Source organism: Rhizobium sp. SEMIA 4085 (assembly GCF_013004495.1).
Classification (GTDB): Bacteria; Pseudomonadota; Alphaproteobacteria; order Rhizobiales; family Rhizobiaceae; genus Rhizobium; species Rhizobium gallicum.
Genome location: NZ_JABEPH010000106.1, coordinates 1 through 16,323, shown reverse-complemented (window position 1 = coordinate 16,323; position 16,323 = coordinate 1). Strand labels below are relative to the sequence as shown.

Annotated in this window: 11 protein-coding genes and 1 pseudogene; 1 reads left to right on the top strand and 11 read right to left on the bottom strand. The window is 61.2% G+C overall.

The genetic code is table 11. From position 1 onward, the window contains the following. The 5 genes from C9413_RS13175 to C9413_RS13155 form a co-directional block, all read right to left on the bottom strand. Positions 1 to 944, bottom strand: a 944-nt coding sequence (locus C9413_RS13175) for a HipA domain-containing protein (RefSeq protein WP_170250535.1), incomplete at its 3' end; no start/stop codon positions are given. Beyond that, the gene (locus C9413_RS13170; protein ID WP_039845412.1) at positions 941 to 1,171 is read right to left on the bottom strand and encodes a helix-turn-helix transcriptional regulator; all 231 of its coding nucleotides are present in this window, start codon (positions 1,169 to 1,171) and stop codon (positions 941 to 943) included. The genes C9413_RS13170 and C9413_RS13175, both read right to left, overlap by 4 nt. A gap of 785 nt (positions 1,172 to 1,956) precedes the next feature. Continuing rightward, positions 1,957 to 4,125, bottom strand: a complete 2,169-nt coding sequence (locus C9413_RS13165) for a cellulose synthase catalytic subunit (protein ID WP_170250534.1) — start codon at positions 4,123 to 4,125, stop codon at positions 1,957 to 1,959. Beyond that, positions 4,110 to 5,414 carry a hypothetical protein gene (locus C9413_RS13160; protein ID WP_052451551.1) on the bottom strand — a complete coding sequence of 435 codons (1,305 nt, stop codon included), beginning with the start codon at positions 5,412 to 5,414 and terminating at the stop codon, positions 4,110 to 4,112. Before C9413_RS13160 ends, C9413_RS13165 begins: the two co-directional genes overlap by 16 nt. Positions 5,415 to 5,446: 32 nt before the next feature. After that, positions 5,447 to 6,832: an HlyD family efflux transporter periplasmic adaptor subunit gene (locus C9413_RS13155; protein ID WP_039845414.1), complete on the bottom strand. Its 1,386-nt coding sequence runs from the start codon at positions 6,830 to 6,832 to the stop codon at positions 5,447 to 5,449. Positions 6,833 to 7,365: 533 nt separating this feature from the next. Here C9413_RS13155 and C9413_RS13150 point away from each other — a divergent pair. After that, on the top strand, positions 7,366 to 7,608 hold the full coding sequence (locus tag C9413_RS13150; protein WP_039845415.1) for a hypothetical protein: 243 nt from the start codon (positions 7,366 to 7,368) through the stop codon (positions 7,606 to 7,608). Between the two features lie 540 nt (positions 7,609 to 8,148). Here the strand turns inward: C9413_RS13150 and C9413_RS13145 are convergent. From C9413_RS13145 to C9413_RS13120, 6 genes and pseudogenes are all read right to left on the bottom strand, one after another. Continuing rightward, positions 8,149 to 9,804: a GMC family oxidoreductase N-terminal domain-containing protein gene (locus C9413_RS13145; RefSeq protein ID WP_170250533.1), complete on the bottom strand. Its 1,656-nt coding sequence runs from the start codon at positions 9,802 to 9,804 to the stop codon at positions 8,149 to 8,151. A gap of 14 nt (positions 9,805 to 9,818) precedes the next feature. Continuing rightward, complete coding sequence (locus tag C9413_RS13140) at positions 9,819 to 10,595, bottom strand: 3-ketoacyl-ACP reductase (protein WP_039846839.1); 777 nt, start codon at positions 10,593 to 10,595, stop codon at positions 9,819 to 9,821. Next, the gene (locus tag C9413_RS13135) at positions 10,595 to 12,100 is read right to left on the bottom strand and encodes a GMC family oxidoreductase (RefSeq protein ID WP_170250532.1); all 1,506 of its coding nucleotides are present in this window, start codon (positions 12,098 to 12,100) and stop codon (positions 10,595 to 10,597) included. Before C9413_RS13135 ends, C9413_RS13140 begins: the two co-directional genes overlap by 1 nt. A gap of 33 nt (positions 12,101 to 12,133) precedes the next feature. Further along, a complete protein-coding gene (locus C9413_RS13130) occupies positions 12,134 to 13,642 on the bottom strand; it encodes an aldehyde dehydrogenase family protein (protein ID WP_039845419.1) in 1,509 nt (502 codons plus the stop codon). Beyond that, positions 13,642 to 14,415: an enoyl-CoA hydratase/isomerase family protein gene (locus tag C9413_RS13125; protein WP_039845420.1), complete on the bottom strand. Its 774-nt coding sequence runs from the start codon at positions 14,413 to 14,415 to the stop codon at positions 13,642 to 13,644. The genes C9413_RS13130 and C9413_RS13125 overlap by 1 nt, the downstream gene beginning before the upstream one ends. Continuing rightward, positions 14,408 to 16,015 (bottom strand): annotated as a pseudogene (locus tag C9413_RS13120) (acyl CoA:acetate/3-ketoacid CoA transferase); the annotation flags it as partial. The gene C9413_RS13125 and the pseudogene C9413_RS13120, both read right to left, overlap by 8 nt. Positions 16,016 to 16,323: the final 308 nt, after the last annotated feature.

Sequence of the window (16,323 nt, the reverse complement as noted above, 5' to 3'; positions counted from 1 at the left end):
TCCCCACCCAACCCCAGACACTTGGCGGTGTTCAATTTCGGCGCCCCGACGCGGGGCAGCCCAATATGACCCACGCACGGGACCCCGACCCAAAAATTCCGCCCGCCCCCCCCCCCCCGCCGCAACAACTCGAAACAATCCTTGAAGGTCTGCCCGCCCTCGCGCGCATACTTCGTGTCAGGCGGCACACCAAGTGCTTGGCAAAAGTCTTCTTGGTGGATGCGGCGAACAACATCATTGGCGTCGCGATAGCGATCGTATCGCTCGACCAGGAGAAAGGGGCGCCCATTCGCTGACAGCGGTGCGACCGGTGCGACCTCGGGGCCGATCGCTGCAGCGAGTTTCATCACGAAAGCTTCGGTATCGGTCGTCCCTGGGAAGCGCGCGATTGGCGGTTTCAGAATATGCGTTGTTGCCTGGCCGGGAACTGGAAGCGCGAGCTGGCCGTCGATTAAAACAAGCGGCACCTTAGATTGCGCGCCGGCCAGCGATAGCCTCAAGCCTTCTTGGCCGGCCAATAGCGGCCGTGTCGGAAGTGCGTCGAGTATCCGAACGATTCCGGCCTCATCGAGGGGTGTAATCTGCTGGTCTGCGAGCGGCTCTGTCCTAACGGGTTCCTGGTCTTCCGGCAAAAGCTGGAGGGCGCCGGCGACGTCGCCCCCTAAGCGATCGAGAAGCGCAAAGTCGTTCGCAGGTGAAACGCCTAATGCCTGCGCGGCAACCAGGCGTTGGCTTTCCTCGGGCAGCAGGCCACCGAAAAACGGCCTACATTCTCGACGGGAGAAGCGCTCCAGTCGCTTCGGAAGAGAAGCCGAAAGCGGAAGAGCGGTTTCGTCGTCAAGCCAAGCCTGAGCATAGGCGAACCCTATGTCGCCGTGCCTGTCCTGCGTGAACTGTCCGACAATGCTACCGTCCCACCAGACGTTAAGAACCTTCGTCATCATCGCCTACCCTCGCCAGGGGCTAAAATAACAACAGAGCAACCGAGCGTTTGGAGAACCTGGAGCACTTTTCCAATCTGAGCCGTGGGCTTACCTGCTTCGAGATCGACAATGAACCGCAGGCCAACGCCAGCAACGCCGGCAAGCTCATCCTGCCGCAAGTTTTGCTCCTTGCGTGCACTCCGGACCAGGGCGCCGATGTCGGCTGGACTTCTGACTTGTTTTGCCATCTTCATATTCCCGCTCGGGAAAATAACAGCATATCGGCCGCGTTGTCGAGAAAAATTTCCCGATCGGGAAAATAGACAGCGCTAGATGATCCTTATTCAGAAAAATTTCCTGATCGGGAAATTCAGAGCTACCGGATAATCAGGCAGCTTGCCATTCCGCCCCTCCAGCCGATCAGCTACCCAAACCTTGATCAGCGCCTAACGCGTGATCCCAAGCGCTGCGCCTCGCGGTCCAGCTTTTCGACCACCCACGAGGGAAATCGACATTGACGCGATGGGGCGCCAGATTTGGGCGCTGCGCCTTCTCCCAATCCACCGCCTCGGCGAGGTCCTCGCCGGCATCAAAGCGCGGGTCAAATTCATGTGAAGCGAGCACGGAAACGAGCGACAGTATCCGTCGGTATAGGCCCGCAATATCCAAGATCAATATTCGGGACTTGGGTGGCTTGCTAAAGTTTCTGAACAGAAACCAACTCGAACATCACGACAATGCGACACGCCCCACCCACAAACACATCGGGACGGCAGCTTCGCTTAAATGAGTAGACCGCGGTTTCCAATACCCGTCGATGTCGAAACAATGACATCACACTCTGTTAGCGCTGAGCGGGGTAGTCTCTAGTCGGTGAGATGCTGAAGTCATTGGTGCGCAAAATCGCTTCGATCGTCGCCGATCTGGCTGGTACAGTTGCCGTCGTTATGGCAAAGTTCACGCTCCAGCCGATCATCATCGACCCCGTGTTTAGCGCGCAATCGCTTTCGGGACCGCTACAAGTCGGCGGCCCTCACTCCGCCAACGGCGGCGCAGCACTCGCCGATCCGATCTGCAAAAGCGGCACCCTTGGTGCAAGGTCACGCGGCCTCTGCCACCGGCGCGGCGCCTGAAGTGTTCTGGCGGTGGCGGCGGGCGTTTCAACACCGCCCGCGAGCTTTGAGGGGTGATCGAACGTGCGGCGCCAGAGGCCGCGGATGGCGGCGAGCGGATGGGCGCGGGCGGGCATCGCCTGCGGCATCTCGCTGAACAGGCGCTGGATCATCTTCCGGCGGATGTCTTCGGCTGTCTGCCGGATTTCCCAGTCGTAGCGGCGGTCCCGGACGGCGACGATGGACACCGATAGGCCGAGGCGCGCTCTGCCCGTGCCAGTCACCCTGCCCGCAACGTCGAAGTCCGCAAAAGGAGAAAAGATCAGCATGTCGCCCGGGCGAACCTGCCCTGCCGCTCGGCCGTCATGCAGCGTGATCTCCGCCTTGCTGATTGAAATGGTGTCGACAGTGCAAGGAGTGAAATTGCCGTCGCGTGCAAGATTTGCCTGCCGTGCGAGCGGAAACTGGATCCTGTCCAGCGGCTCGCGCGGAAGTTCGATGCAGACGAGCAGGGAAACGAAGGCATAGACCATAACGACCATGCCCCAGGCGACGCTGAAGCCGTCGAGGTCGTTATAGGTGCCCATCAGCGGCCCGTTCAGCATGCCTATGAACGTCAGGATGATGACAAGGAGGAACGTGCCGGTGATGGGGTAAAGGATAGAGACACGCGCCCGGTCCTCGCCCTTAGCCGTAACCTTGAACGGCCGCCCGAACGGATGGATGAGGGCGTGAATCAGCGCGATGGTGATGGGGATCGCCGACACCATTTGCGACACTTCCGTAAAGAGCGGCATGCTGCGCCGGTCGGAGACCCAGGAATGAAATGCCCACATGCCTGCGACCATCGGAAGCGCGTAAAGAAAGAAGGCTTCCGGTTCCATCTGGATCGCCGGCAGGCCGAGGAAATAATAGAGGATTGGCGCCGCCATCAAGAGCAGGATGAACGGGCGGCAGAACCAGAACAGCAGCCCGTGGAAATAATGCAGCCGTTGCAGGAAGGTGTATCCGCGGCCGAAGAACGGGCCATCCCGTAGCAGCGCGACCTGAATGGTTCCGAGGCACCAGCGGCAGCGCTGGGTAATATAGCCTGAGAGGCTCTCGGCCGAGAGCCCGACGCTCAGGCGCTCGTTCAGCCAGCGGGTCTTCAAGCCCTTCTGCAGCAGCCGGTAGGTCAGGTGAATATCTTCCGTGACCGTTTCCTGCGGCATGCCGCCGATCATGCCGAGCGCATCGCGCCGGACTATGCAGGACGTGCCGACGCAGAAGGCAGCTCCCCATCCGTCCTTCGAGGGCTGCATGACGTCGAAGAAGATGCGCTGATCATCGACCCACGCCTTCGACGCCAGAAGGTTATGCTGAACGGGATCGGCGTTGTAGTAGAACTGCGGCGTCTGGATAAGCCCGATCTCCGGATCGGCGAACTGGCCGACGGTTCGCTTCAGGATCGCGCGCTGCGGCGCAAAATCGGCGTCGAGAATGAGGATGAAGGGCGCGTTGGTCTCCTTCGCCGACTGCCGGATGGCATTGTTGAGATTGCCGCCCTTGGCGCCAACATTGTCGCCGCGCCGCAGATATCGCACGCTAACCTCGGCGCAATAGTCCTCCAGCCAGTCGCGGCGTCCGTCATCGAGCACCCAGACAGTGAAATTCTGATAGTCGATCGCCTTCGCGGCAAGGATCGTGCGCTCCAGAATGGACAGCTCTTCATTATAGGTACAGATGAAGACATCGACGGCCGGCGGCGATGCCGCGCCGGCGATGGTGAGTTCGCTCGCATCCGCAGCCGCACTGTGGTCCGTCCGCCGGAAGAAAAAGACGATCGAAAGCACGGTATAGAAGATGACGACGATTTCGAAAGAGAGATAGGCGCGCGGCCACAGCGCATAGGCGCTCCATTCGAAGTCCGGCAGCGTCTTGGTGATGCGGAAATAGAGATAATTCAATAACATGACGATGAGGATCATGCCGAACATGACGCGATCCTTGCCCCGGCGGCTGTCGAGCAGCAAGGCGCAGCCCATGATGAGCGCAAGCGAAAGCAGCGAGAAGAGAATGGCGTCCGAGAGAGTGACTACTTCGGGGGACATGGGCTATCCTTGCTGATCAGCGCCTGGCCCGCGCGGCCGAGGAAAGGGTTGAGGTCAAGCGCGGCAAGCACGGCCCAGCCGGTCGCCCCGATATGCGGAAGACGGTAATACTTGAAATCGCCGGGCGAGGAGTTGGGACCGACCTGAAGGCCTGTCGAAAGCTGCTCGTTGACCGTCGCATAGATGAGCCCGCCGGGCGTGACCTGGGCAGCGATGGTCTTGAACAAGGGTTCGGCCTTTTCGGACCGTCCGGCAAGCCGCAGGACGAGTGCTGCCTGCGCCGTGCCCTCGAGCCAGATGCCGTCCCGGTCGCTGTTGAAGTCGAAGCCGCCGTCGACGCCATGGTTAAGCTCGGTCCATTCCATGACCCGCTCGACCTTGCTCTTGAAGTCCGGCACGGCGATCAACGGCCACAATTCAGCGTCGAGTCCCGACATCGCGATATTCGGAGCGTTGCTGTCGGGGACGCTGCCGATGTAGAAGCGCTCCTCGCCGTCGTCCCACATGGCGCGAAGGAACTTCAGCGCGCTGTCGCCGCGGTAGGTCCAGTCGCCGCCGGCGTCCAGGCGCGCAAGCCAGCTATCCGCGGCGTAGATATCCAGATTGTGTTCCGTCGATTTCCAGGTCATGCGCTCAGGCGCCGGCTCATGGCCGAAAAAGCCGCCGAAATAGCCCGGGTTTTGCGGATCTGCCGTGCTGCGGTGGATCCAGTCCATGATCTTGCGTGCGGTGTCGAGATAGGCCGGCTGTTCCGTCTCCTCGTAGGCCATGAGCAGCGCCAGCGCGCCCCATGCGGTGCTGCCCGTCGCACTGCCGACTTGGTAACCGTCCTCGATCCAGGAATTGCTGGCCGCACTCCAGTAACCGGGCAACAGCATTCCCTCTTTGCCCGGAACGACCGGGCCGGACCGGTAGGCATTCCTCAACCGTCCGTCATGATAGTGACGGTCCGTCTCCACGGCGCGCACGAGAGCATCGGCGATGCGGCGCGCTTCGGCCTTACGCTTGCAACCGTAAAACGCCATTAGGGCAAGCGCATTGTCATAGGTAAAGCCGGTGTTTTCCAGAGCCGGATGGAGCGCCGACCCGCCGTTTGGCGGTTCGAAACTGCGCAGGACGAAGGGCTGCGCCGGATCGCCGCCCATCTGGGCAGCCAGCCCGTCGCAAAGCGTGCAGGCAAGCTTCTTATGTTCGCTACCGGCGAGCGCCGGGAATGTCTGCAGGACAGTCACCGCCGCGGCGAGCAGCAGCAAGCGTCCTATCTCGATCGTCGATCTCAGATGCTTCATTGTTGAGCCTCATCAATGCAGCGGCGCCGGCGTTACGGATTGGCGGGTTCGGCAGCGGCGGAGCGCGGCGCCGTCGCCTTGTCAAAAAGCGCGGACGCCGAATCCATCGTCCCGGGCGACGCCAGCCTGTCCATCGCCAGCTTCGAATAGCGGGCGATCCGGGAGACGACCGTCTCGCCCAATGAGACGATCACATCCTCGCCGACATGACATCCAAAGAATTTGTCGTTGTTCTGATGCGCCGGAGCGCCGCCCTCGCCGGCCGGCTCGTCCATCCTGACGAGCACATAGACCTCGTGGCCTTCGGCTTCCGGAAACTTCGCGTAATAGCGATTTTCCGGGCCGGAGTTGAAGTAGCGCACGATCTTGTAGATCTGGGCGTCGCGCTTGACGCCGAGGCTGCGGAAATTGACTATCGCCGGCATGCCGATCTCCAGCGACGTCACATCGCGGCTCCGATAGACGGCGGCAGCAAAGGCCTCGTTGCAGTCCAGCGATTTTGCCACCGGCTGGCCCTGCATCACGAAGTCGCCGAAGGATGCGTCGACACTGACGATCTGGCCATGGCGCTCGGCGACGACCTCGGCGGCCCCGGCCTTGCCAAGCCGCCCCTCCTCCCGCGCAATCAGGTTTTCGACCTGCTGCTTGCGCTCCGTCATCTGATTGATCTCAATGTTGTCTTCGGCGATCTCGCCGGCAAGCTTGGTGCGCTGCATTTCAAGCGTCAGCAGATTGGCGGCGACGGTACCGCCGGTGTAGATGTCGCGTTCGACGAGCGACAGGACAATCTCGTTGCGGCGCAGTTCGCCGCGCGCAGAGTCGAGTTCGTACTGCGCGGCGTTACGCTTCTGGCGCTGCGGTTCGATGCTGGCCTCGGAGATCAGCTTCTTCTTCAGAAGCACGAGCTGCCTCTGCAGCAGGGCGTTTTGTTCATTGAGCCGCGCCTCGTAGGTCTGCACGTTGTAACGGGCATTCTCGATGACCGCCGAAAGCTCGCTGATCGCGCCGTCCTTGACGTCCGCGATCTGGCTGTTGACCTTCTGGAGCTGGTCGGTGCGTTCCTGAACGACGCTTCTCGTATTGTTCAGCTTTTCGGTGAGATCGAGCTTCTCGAGCCGCAAGCCGGTCAGCGACGTCTGGTCCTGGTTGGGATTGGAGACCGTCGCCATGACATCGCCGAGCTTGACCACCTGTCCGACCTGCAGCGAAATCCTATCCACTCTGCCGTAAATCGGCGAGGCGATCATTTGGACCGGCGCATTGATGACTGCGCGCGTGGAGACAATGAAAAACTGATTGGGGATCATCGCCATGGCGATCGTGAAAATCAGCATAAAGGCGAACACGTAACCAAACGCCCTTGATACTGAAAGTATCTTATGATCACGCGGATCAAGTAATAGAGTTTCGTCCTTCATTTTCGCCAATCCTGACTCTTTACACTGCAGGCCGAATAGAAGGGCGTTTCCATGTATATTTTTTGTTATTTATATTTTATATCGATGAAATTTCAGTATGCAAACGAAATTTTTCTATGGTCTCTATGTTTAGATTCGATATCGGCTTCGAGAAGCATCACCGTTAATGCAATCAAACCATTTTGTTTAAGTAATTCAGGCAATTAATACGCGCAGAACTGGATGCAAATCGAGTTTCATCCATCCAGAAGCTACTTCAAGAGCTTATCTTTGATTTTGCGGTGATTTTTGTGACGCCCTCAGAGGGACGAACCAGATACGGCGTCCATCCTCCCTTTGCGGAGCGGGCTGCTCACAAAGCCTTGGCGCGAGCTCCCGAACAGACGGCTCTCGAGATGGTGACGCTCGATAACCTAGTGCCGAAGGACCATTTGCTTCGCAAGATCGACGCGGTGATCAGAAGCTTAACAGCCAGGCTGTGTTTGGACATGCAAAACCCCCGAAAGTTAATGTCCAACTTTCGGGGGTCATGGTTGGCGGGCTTTTTACCTTACTGCTGCGCCGGAGGCGTTGCAGGCGGCGTTGCCGGCGGTGTTGCTGGTGCCGGTTCCGCAGCCGGCGGCGTTGCGGGTGCCGGAGTTGCCGGGGCCGGCTCGGTTGCCGGTGGCGTTGCCGGTGCGGTCGACGTTGCCGGTGGCGTTGTAGCTGGCGGCTGGGTCGTTGTTGTCTCGCCGGCGGGCGGTGTGGCTGGCGGTGCACTCGTGCGCGGCCAGTAAATCGCTGCAAGGGCTATGATTACAACAACAGCCGCGATACCGATCCACATGGCCCATGGTGACCGGCGGTCGCTTCCCGGTGTCGTACGAACATCCGGTCCAGGTCTATTAAAATCATTGGTCATAGTAGTCCTCCTGTACACTCTAAAACTACTAAGTGCATAAAAGGTTCCATGCTGAGTTATGATGCGATGTTCGAATATTGCTAAACCGCCAAAGTTTCGAATGCTATTCCTCTTCAGGCATTCGCAAAGCGGTGTCTGCCGCACATCGCATCGAAAGCGATTATACCATCTTTTGCTCTTCCCATCGCAAAAAAGAGGAATTCGATATTCGAAAGGTGATTTGCGCTCGTCATGATGCCGTGGCAGCATTCGCCTCCAGCATTACGGCTTTGGCCGGCAGCATGACTGTCACCGAACAAGCATGAAAAGCGTGCCCATGGGAGGGAAACATGTCCGATCAACTGCCGATGTTCATCCTGCAATCGATCGTTATCTTCGGCCTCGTCGGCGCGCTCTTCATTCGCGCCTGATCTGCCTAGCGAACGTCTGACCTTGCTCTCGGCCGCATGTCGTTGCGTTCCCACGAGAAGATGGCGCGTTGCAAGGGTTCGCGCCCGCGGATGATGTCGGCTCCCTTCTCGCCGACCATGATCGTCGGAGCGTTGGTATTGCACGAGGGGACACGCGGCATGACTGAGCTGTCGCACACGCGCAGTCCCTCCAGCCCCCTCACCTTCAGATCGAGACCCACAACGGCCATGGCATCCGCGCCCATCTTGCAGGTGCCGACGGGATGGTGATCCGTCTTGGCATTGGCGCAGCCGTAGTCGAAAAGCTGCTCGTCGGTGACGACGCTGCTTCCCGGCAGCTTCTCCTCCAGCACAAAAGGCTTCAACGCCGCCTGCTGCATGATCTCGCGGGCGATCTTCAAGCCCTCGATCGACATCTTCCGGTCATGCGGATGGCTCCAGTAATTCGGGTCGATCAGCGGCGCGTCCGCCGGATCGGCAGATGCGAGACGCACGGTACCGCGCGAGCGCGGATGCAGATAGGCGGAATTCAACGTCACCCCGGCGTTCTTCAGCCGGGCGACGCCCGCCTCGATACCGGAGCCGAGGCCGAGATGGAACTGGATATCGGGGGAGCGCGCGTTTGGATCCGCATACCAAAAGCCGCCGGTCTCGAAGAGCGAGGAGGCAACGGGGCCTGAGCGGAAGAGCACGTATTGCAAGCCCGCCCAAAGCGTGCGGTGCAGCTTGGCGACGCCGTCATAAGTGTGGTCGCCGGTGCATTCGGAAATGACGAAGAGGTCGAGATGATCCTGCAGATTGCCGCCGACGCCGGGTAGATCATGCTTCACATCCACGCCAACAGCTTTCAAATGGTCCGCAGGCCCGATTCCGGATTGCAGCAGCAGTTTCGGCGACCCGATAGCACCGGAAGAAACGACGACCTCCCGCTCGGCGCGGATGAGCTCGACGCCGTTGCGTCCGCCAACCTCGACGCCGATCGCTTTTCTACCCTCAATCACGATCCTCACAACGCGGGCATTCATCCGGATGGTCAGGTTGTCCCTGTCTCCGATCGGCGACAAATAGCCGAGCGAGGCCGAGGAGCGCCGACGATTACGCTGCGTGAGCTGATAGAAGCCGACGCCCGCCTGCTGCCGGCCGTTGAAATCGTGGTTATAGGGAATGCCGAGCTCTTGCCCCGCCCGGATATAGGCGGCGCAAATCGGCAACGCGGAAACCGGCATCGAAACGCCGAGCGGTCCGCCATAGGAATGGTAGTCGTCGGCAAAGCGCTGGTTGTCTTCGGCGCGTTTGAAGTAGGGCAGAACGGAGCGATAATCCCAGCCATCGCAGCCCTCCTCGCTGGCCCAGAGATCGTAGTCGGCGGCATTGCCCCGCGTATAGAGCTGCGCATTGATCGACGAGCCGCCGCCGATGACCTTGGCCTGCGTATAGCGCAGCACCCTGCCCTTCATGTGCCTCTGCGGCACCGTCTCCCAGCCCCAGCTCGCGACGCCCTTCGTCATCTTGGCAAAGCCTGCCGGCATGTGGAACAGCGGGCTCCAGTCGCTGCCGCCTGCTTCCAAAAGCAGCACTTGGACGTTTGGATCCTCGCTCAGCCGGTTGGCGAGAACGCAGCCCGCGGGGCCACCGCCGGTGATGATGTAGTCGTATGCCATCCCAAATCCCCCGCTCAAAGGCGGCCGATCGAAAGCCCGCCACCAGCATCGATCACCGAGCCCGTGGCAAAGCCGAAGCTCCCCGACGCAAGCGCTGCGACGATCGCGCCGATGTCCTCAGCCTCCCCCCAGCGTTTCATCGGCACGAGCCCGCCTGAAATCAACGCATCATATTTTTCGGATACCGTCGCCGTCATCGCCGTGCGGATGATGCCTGGCCGCAGTTCGAAGACGCCAATGCCGCTCTCGGCAAGCCGCACCGCCAGTCCCTTGGTGAAGGCTGAAAGGCCGGCTTTGCTGATGCAGTAGTCGAGCCGCTCCGGCGACGTCAGCTCAGAGGAAACCGAGGTGATGTTGACGATCGAACGAGTTGCCTGCCCGGCGCCGCTTGCCAGCATCGCCTTGACGACCGCCTGCGTGAAGAACACCGTTCCCCGCAGATTGGTATCGAGCACCGCGTCGAAATTCTCCGGCTTCAGCTCGATGAAGTCGCCGCGGACAATCGAACCGATGCCGGCATTGTTCACCAGGCAGTCGATTGCCCCGAATGTCTGCAGGACGTCCTCGATGGTTGCGGAATGCCCGTCAACGTCCGCAAGGTCAGCCTTCAGGTAAAAGGCGTCGACCCCGAGCAAACGCAGTGTCTCGACCACCGGATCCTTCGGCCCGACATCCTCTATTCCGGTGATCGCGACGTCATGCCCCGCCCTCGCCAGCGCCTCGGCAATAGCCAGTCCGATACCTTGTCTTCCTCCGGTGACAAGCGCGACCGGCCGCCTTCCCTGTGCCATCATGCGAGTTCCTTCTGCAGGATATGATCCCCCACGCGCAGCGCCTGCGCTGCCACCGTCAGCGCCGGATTGACCGCGGCGGACGTCGGTAGATAGCTCGCATCGACGACGAAGAGGTTCGTATGGTCGTAGGCGCGGCACCAGATGTCGAGCGGCGCCTGCGCCGGATCGTTGCCGATTCTGACCGTGCCGCACTGATGCGACGGCGTGCGCTTGTCGAATGGCCGCGAGAGCACCAGAGGAAAGCCTGCCGCCCTCAGCGCCTGCTTCAGCTTCTTCACCAGCATCAGATGCGCCGGCCCGTTCGTCCGCACCCACTGCAACAGGATACGCTCGCCATCGACCATGATGCGGCTTTCGGGATGCGGAATGTCCTCGCTCATCGCATAGAAATCGATCGCATGCGCCGAGAGTTTGTTCAGCATCCATTCCGGCACCGACGGCATATTGGCCTTGAGGATGGCGCCGGAAACGCGGCCGAGCAGCTGGACATTGCCGAGCGGCGGCCCGCTCTCGCCGTCCGTAAGGTAATAGTCGTTGAAACCGAAGGTCTTCTGATAGATCGCGTCGTTTCGATAGGTCGGCGAGACCGCGATCACGGCGCTCGAATTGTGGTTCATGAAATTGCGGCCGACCTGGTCCGAGCTGTTGGCGAGCCCTTTTGGATTCTTCTCGTTCGCCGAACGCAGCAGCAAGACGGCAGATTGCACCGCGCCTGCCGCAAGGATCACGAGCTTCGCAGAGACCGCCTCGTCGGCGCCATCTTTCCGGTAGTGAACCGTCTCGATGCGCTTGCCGTCAGCCGCCGTTTGAAGCCGTGTCACCCGCGATCCGGTCTGCAGCCGGACGTTCGGATGCTGCAGTGCCAGCGCAAGGCCGATCGTCTCGGCATCCATCTTGCCGTCGAAACTGTTCGGATGCGCGTCCCAGGGCGTCTTCGCCCTGGCAAGCCAGCGCTCGATATCGATGCCGAGCGGCAGCGAATACGGATGCAGGCCGTTTCGCTTCATCCGCTCGCGCACAAGCGCGATCGACGGCTCGTCGGGCACTGGCGGAAAGGCGTAATTGTGCGAATGCACAGGCTCGGTGGGGTCTTCGCCGATCTGCCCGCGCACCTGATAAAGCTGCTCCGCCCGGCTATACCATGGCTCCAGTTCTTCGTAGGCAAACGGCCATGCGGGCGAGATGCCTTCCAGATGCTGCATCTCATGAAAATCCTCCCGCCGGTAGCGCACCATGACCGCTCCGAAGAACTTCGAATTGCCGCCGACATTGTAGTAGTTGCCGGGATTGAACGGCTTGCCGTCGCTCTCGTACCAGAATTCCTTTGGCCGGAAGTGGCCGCGCTGGAAGATCGCGCGCTGGTCGCGGTTTTCCGGCCGGTCCTCGATATGCCCGCCCGCCTCAAGGACGAGGATATCGGCGCCAGAAGGAGCAAGCGCGGCAGCGATGGTCGCCCCGCCGATCCCCGAGCCGATGATGACGATGTCCTGCTGCTTCACCAAGCGATCGATCCTCCCAGAACACAAGCCCTTGGCTCAGCGCGGCATCCACCAGCCCGTGCGGGCGCCGATATGCATGTTGAGCGTCTTGGTCTCGGTATAGTCCTCCACCGCATGCCGCCCGAGTTCGCGACCGAGGCCCGATTGGCGATAGCCGCCGAAGGGCAGTTCCGCCGCACCATCCATGAAGGTGTTCATCCAGATCGTACCGGCCCTTACCTTTCGTCCGATCGTCAGGCAGGTGTCGAAGTCACGGCTCCAGACGCTGGCCGAAAGGCCGTAATCGACGGAGTTCGCGATGCGGACGGCATCCTCCGCAGTCTCGAAGGTCAGCACCGAAAGCACCGGTCCGAACACCTCCTCGCGCGCCACCGCCATCTCCGGCTTGACGCCGGAAAGGATCGTCGGTGCCATGTATTGGCCAAAACCGAAGTCGATATGGCTGCCGCCAAGCGCGACATTCGCACCGCTGCCCGCGGCGGCGGAAACATAGCCCTGAACCTTCTCCAGATGCTGCGGCGTGATGATCGCACCCACCTGCGTCGATGGATCCAGTGGATCGCCGACCTTCACCTTTTGCGACAGCGCCGCCACCCGCGTCGTCACGTCGTCGGCGATGTCGCGATGCAGGATCAGTCGCGATCCGGCATTGCAGCATTCGCCTGCATTGAAATAGGCGCCGAAGACGGCTGCATCGACGAAGGCGTCGAGATCGGCGTCAGGAAACACGATCTGTGGATTCTTGCCGCCAAGCTCCAGCGACACTTTTTTGAGCGTCTTCGAGGCGTTTTCCATCGTCAGCCGGCCGATGCCGGTCGAGCCGGTGAAGGAGACCATGTCGACATCCGGATGCCCGGTCATCGTCGCGCCGACGGCTGCACCCGTGCCGGCGAGGATGTTGACGACGCCCGCCGGAACGCCGGCCTCCATCAGGATTTCGCCGAGCACGAGGGTCGAGCCGGAGGTGAGTTCAGATGGCTTGACGACCGCCGTGCAGCCCGCTGCAAGCGCGAAAGGCAGCTTCTGGCTGACGATCAGGAACGGGAAATTCCAAGGCGTGATGATCGAGACGACGCCGACGGCCTCCCGCAGCACGACGCCGAGCGTTCCTTCGCTCAGTGTATTGTAGCTTTCGCCATGCAGATCGCGGGCAAGCGCTGCCGCATAACGCCAGATGTCGGCAGCACCGGCGATCTCGCCCTGGACCTGCGTGATCGGCTTGCCGGCCTCGATCGCATCGAGATAGGCAAGTTCATCGGCACGCGCGGCGATCATGTCCGCGGCCTTAAGCAGAATGTTGGAGCGCTCGGAGGCTGTCATGCGCGGCCACAGACCATGGTCGAATGCCTTGCGGGCCGCAGCAATCGCCTTGACAGCATCATCCTTCGTCGCTGCCTTGTAGCGGCTGACGGTAACGCCATGACCCGGGGCCACGCGCTCTATCGTGCCTGCCTCGATGCCCTCCACCCATTTGCCGTCGATCAGCATGCTGAACTCGCGCACCTTCGCATCCACGAGCTTTTGCGGCTTCAGCAGCACCGTCATCACCATTCTCCCTTGAATTGAGCCGGACGCTTTTCGGCAAATGCCGAAACGCCCTCTTTGAGGTCGCCGGTCTTGGCGGCCAGGATGGATCCCAGCGCCTCGACCGCCGCGCCATTGTCCTCGCCATTGGCCGATGCGATCAGAAGCTTCGAAATCTCCAGCGCCGCCGGGCCGCGAAGTGCAATGCGCGAGGCATAGTCCCTGGCCGCGGCAAGCGATGTGCCGGTACCGACGACGGCGTCGACGATACCGTTCGCCTTTGCCTCGTCGGCCGAAAACATCTCGCCGCCGAGCACCATCCGCCGGACGATCTGCGCGCCGAAGCGCTTGACCAGCCGCTGCGTGCCCGACCACCCCGGGATCATACCGAGGCCTGTCTCAGGTAGGCCAATCTTGATCTGGCGCTCGGCAATGCGGATATCGGCAGCGCCCGCCAGCTCCAGACCGCCGCCGAGCGCATGGCCGTTCAGCGCTGCGATCAGCGGCATGCGCAGCGTCGCAAGTCGCTCGAAAATGCGGTGGCCGAAGCGCACCCAGGCATGGCCGAACTCATTAGCCTGCATGTCGCCCCAGGCCTTGATGTCACCGCCCGCAGAAAAGGCCTTGCCCTCGCCTGTCAGAATGGCGACGCGGACAGAGGCATTCGCCTCCACCTCGTCGCAGGCCGCGGCCAGCGCCTTCAGCATGTCGATATCGAAGGCATTGAGCTTTTCCGGGCGCGAGACGGTCATGACCGCGATGTGACCTTCAATTGAGACTTTCACCTCACCCATGGGATGCTCCTTCCAGAACCCGCTTTGGCTTTTCTGGCAGCTGGAGGCCGATCGGCGCTTCGCCGAAGAGAGCGTTGTCCATGACCTTCAAATTGTCCGAAACGATCAATGGAAATTCCGATTGGTCGAGAATATGGACCCGCAGATCGGCGCCCGGTGCGATCTCGGTCAGTACGATGCCGTCCGGGGTCAGTTTCATCACGCACCGCTCGGTGACATAGGTGACATCCTGCCCCTGGGCCACGCCGCGCGGACCCGAGAAGGTCACATGCTCGACGGCGTTGACCAGTTTCTTGAGTTTGCCTTCCTTCTCGATCACCAGCCTGCCGTGCTCGACGCTGAGCTTTGCGCCGGCATTGAACATGCCGGAGAAGACGATTTTCTTCGCCCGCGCCGTGATATCGACGAAGCCGCCGGCGCCTGCCGTTACGTGTGGCCGGATGGAGAGCTTCGAGACGTTGACCGAGCCGTCGCGGCCGATCTCCAGGAACGAGAGCAGCGAGGCATCGAAGCCCCCACCCTGGAAATAGGTGAATTGATAGGGCGACGGCATGAAGGCATCGGCATTCGCGGCACAGCCGAACGCGAAGTCGAGAAGCGGAACGCCGCCGACGGCACCCTGCTCGATCACCCATGTCACCGCCCCGTGAAGTCCCTCTTCCAGCAGGATGCGCGGCACATTGGCCGAAATCCCGAAACCGAGATTGACGGCGCTCCCACCCTGCAGTTCCTGCGCCACCCGGCGCGCAATCGCCTTCTGGATATTGAATTCCGATAGGCGGAATGTGTCGAGCGGCCGGAAGATTTCGCCGGAGATTGCCGGATCGTAGAGCGTTTGCGTCGTCTGCTTCTGGTCGGGATCGACCACGACATAGTCGACGAGCACGCCCGGAACGCGGACGTCGTGGGGCTTCAATGAGCCTTCCTTGGTGATGCGCTTCACCTGCGCAATGACGATGCCGCCATTGTTGCTGGCGGCGAGCGCCTGGTCGAGGCCGCCGAGATAGGCGCCTTCATGTTCATATGTCAGGTTGCCGCGCTCGTCCGCCGTCGTCGCCCGGATGATCGCCACCTGCGGTGCGATTGCCTTGAAGAACAGCCAGTCCTCGCCTTCGAAGCTGATTTTCTTGACGACCGGTTCGGCAGCCGCCTTGGCATTCATGGCGCAGCCTTCGCGCGCCGGATCGACGAAGGTTTCGAGCCCCACCTTGGTCATCACCCCCGGCCGCTTGGCGGCCGCCTCACGGTGCATGTCGAAGAGGATGCCCGACGGTACGTTATAGGCGGCGATCTCGTCGTTGCCGATCATCTGCCAGATCAATGGCGGCTCGGCGCCCGACGGGCCTGAGGGATAGGAGCCGCCGATGATCTTCTTCAGCAGGCCTTTCCTCGCGATGTAGTCCACGCCTTTGATACCGCTCATGTCGCCCGCCGCAATCGGGTGCAGCGTCGTCAGGTCGCGTGGATGGCCGGTCGCTTCGAAACGCTCGCCGATCGCCTTCAGCATCAAATCGGGGCAGCCGAGGCCGCTGGACGACGAGACCGAGACGATCGCACCGTCGGGGATCAGGGCTGCAGCATCGGCGGGTGTGACGTGCTTGTCCCTGTCCGAGCCCCCGCTCGATCTTTACCCCCCTGCCGGTCCCTTCCGGTTCGCCGCCGGCCAGGCCGGGCGCAAGTGACCAGACGCCCTCTTCCCCCGCTGCCGCCCGCCTGCCCTTTTACCCCCCCCCCTCCCCGCCGGCGCGCTCGGGGACACAACGCCGCCAGTTGGCGCCCCCCCCCGCCGATACAATGAAGTCGCGGTGCTATTTTGTGATGTCGTTGGCTTCACAGCCTATTGCGACGAGAATCCGCCAGAGAAAGTGGTGGAGGATCTCCAGGCGCTGATCGGCGAATATGAACGAA

What these genes read in the sequence shown, in the direction of transcription:
- C9413_RS13170 (WP_039845412.1), bottom strand. Translation starts at nt 1,171, where the DNA reads ATGGCAAAACAAGTCAGAAGTCCAGCCGACATCGGCGCCCTGGTCCGG.
- C9413_RS13165 (WP_170250534.1), bottom strand. Translation starts at nt 4,125, where the DNA reads ATGTCCCCCGAAGTAGTCACTCTCTCGGACGCCATTCTCTTCTCGCTG.
- C9413_RS13160 (WP_052451551.1), bottom strand. Translation starts at nt 5,414, where the DNA reads ATGAAGCATCTGAGATCGACGATCGAGATAGGACGCTTGCTGCTGCTC.
- C9413_RS13155 (WP_039845414.1), bottom strand. Translation starts at nt 6,832, where the DNA reads ATGAAGGACGAAACTCTATTACTTGATCCGCGTGATCATAAGATACTT.
- C9413_RS13145 (WP_170250533.1), bottom strand. Translation starts at nt 9,804, where the DNA reads ATGGCATACGACTACATCATCACCGGCGGTGGCCCCGCGGGCTGCGTT.
- C9413_RS13140 (WP_039846839.1), bottom strand. Translation starts at nt 10,595, where the DNA reads ATGGCACAGGGAAGGCGGCCGGTCGCGCTTGTCACCGGAGGAAGACAA.
- C9413_RS13130 (WP_039845419.1), bottom strand. Translation starts at nt 13,642, where the DNA reads ATGACGGTGCTGCTGAAGCCGCAAAAGCTCGTGGATGCGAAGGTGCGC.
- C9413_RS13125 (WP_039845420.1), bottom strand. Translation starts at nt 14,415, where the DNA reads ATGGGTGAGGTGAAAGTCTCAATTGAAGGTCACATCGCGGTCATGACC.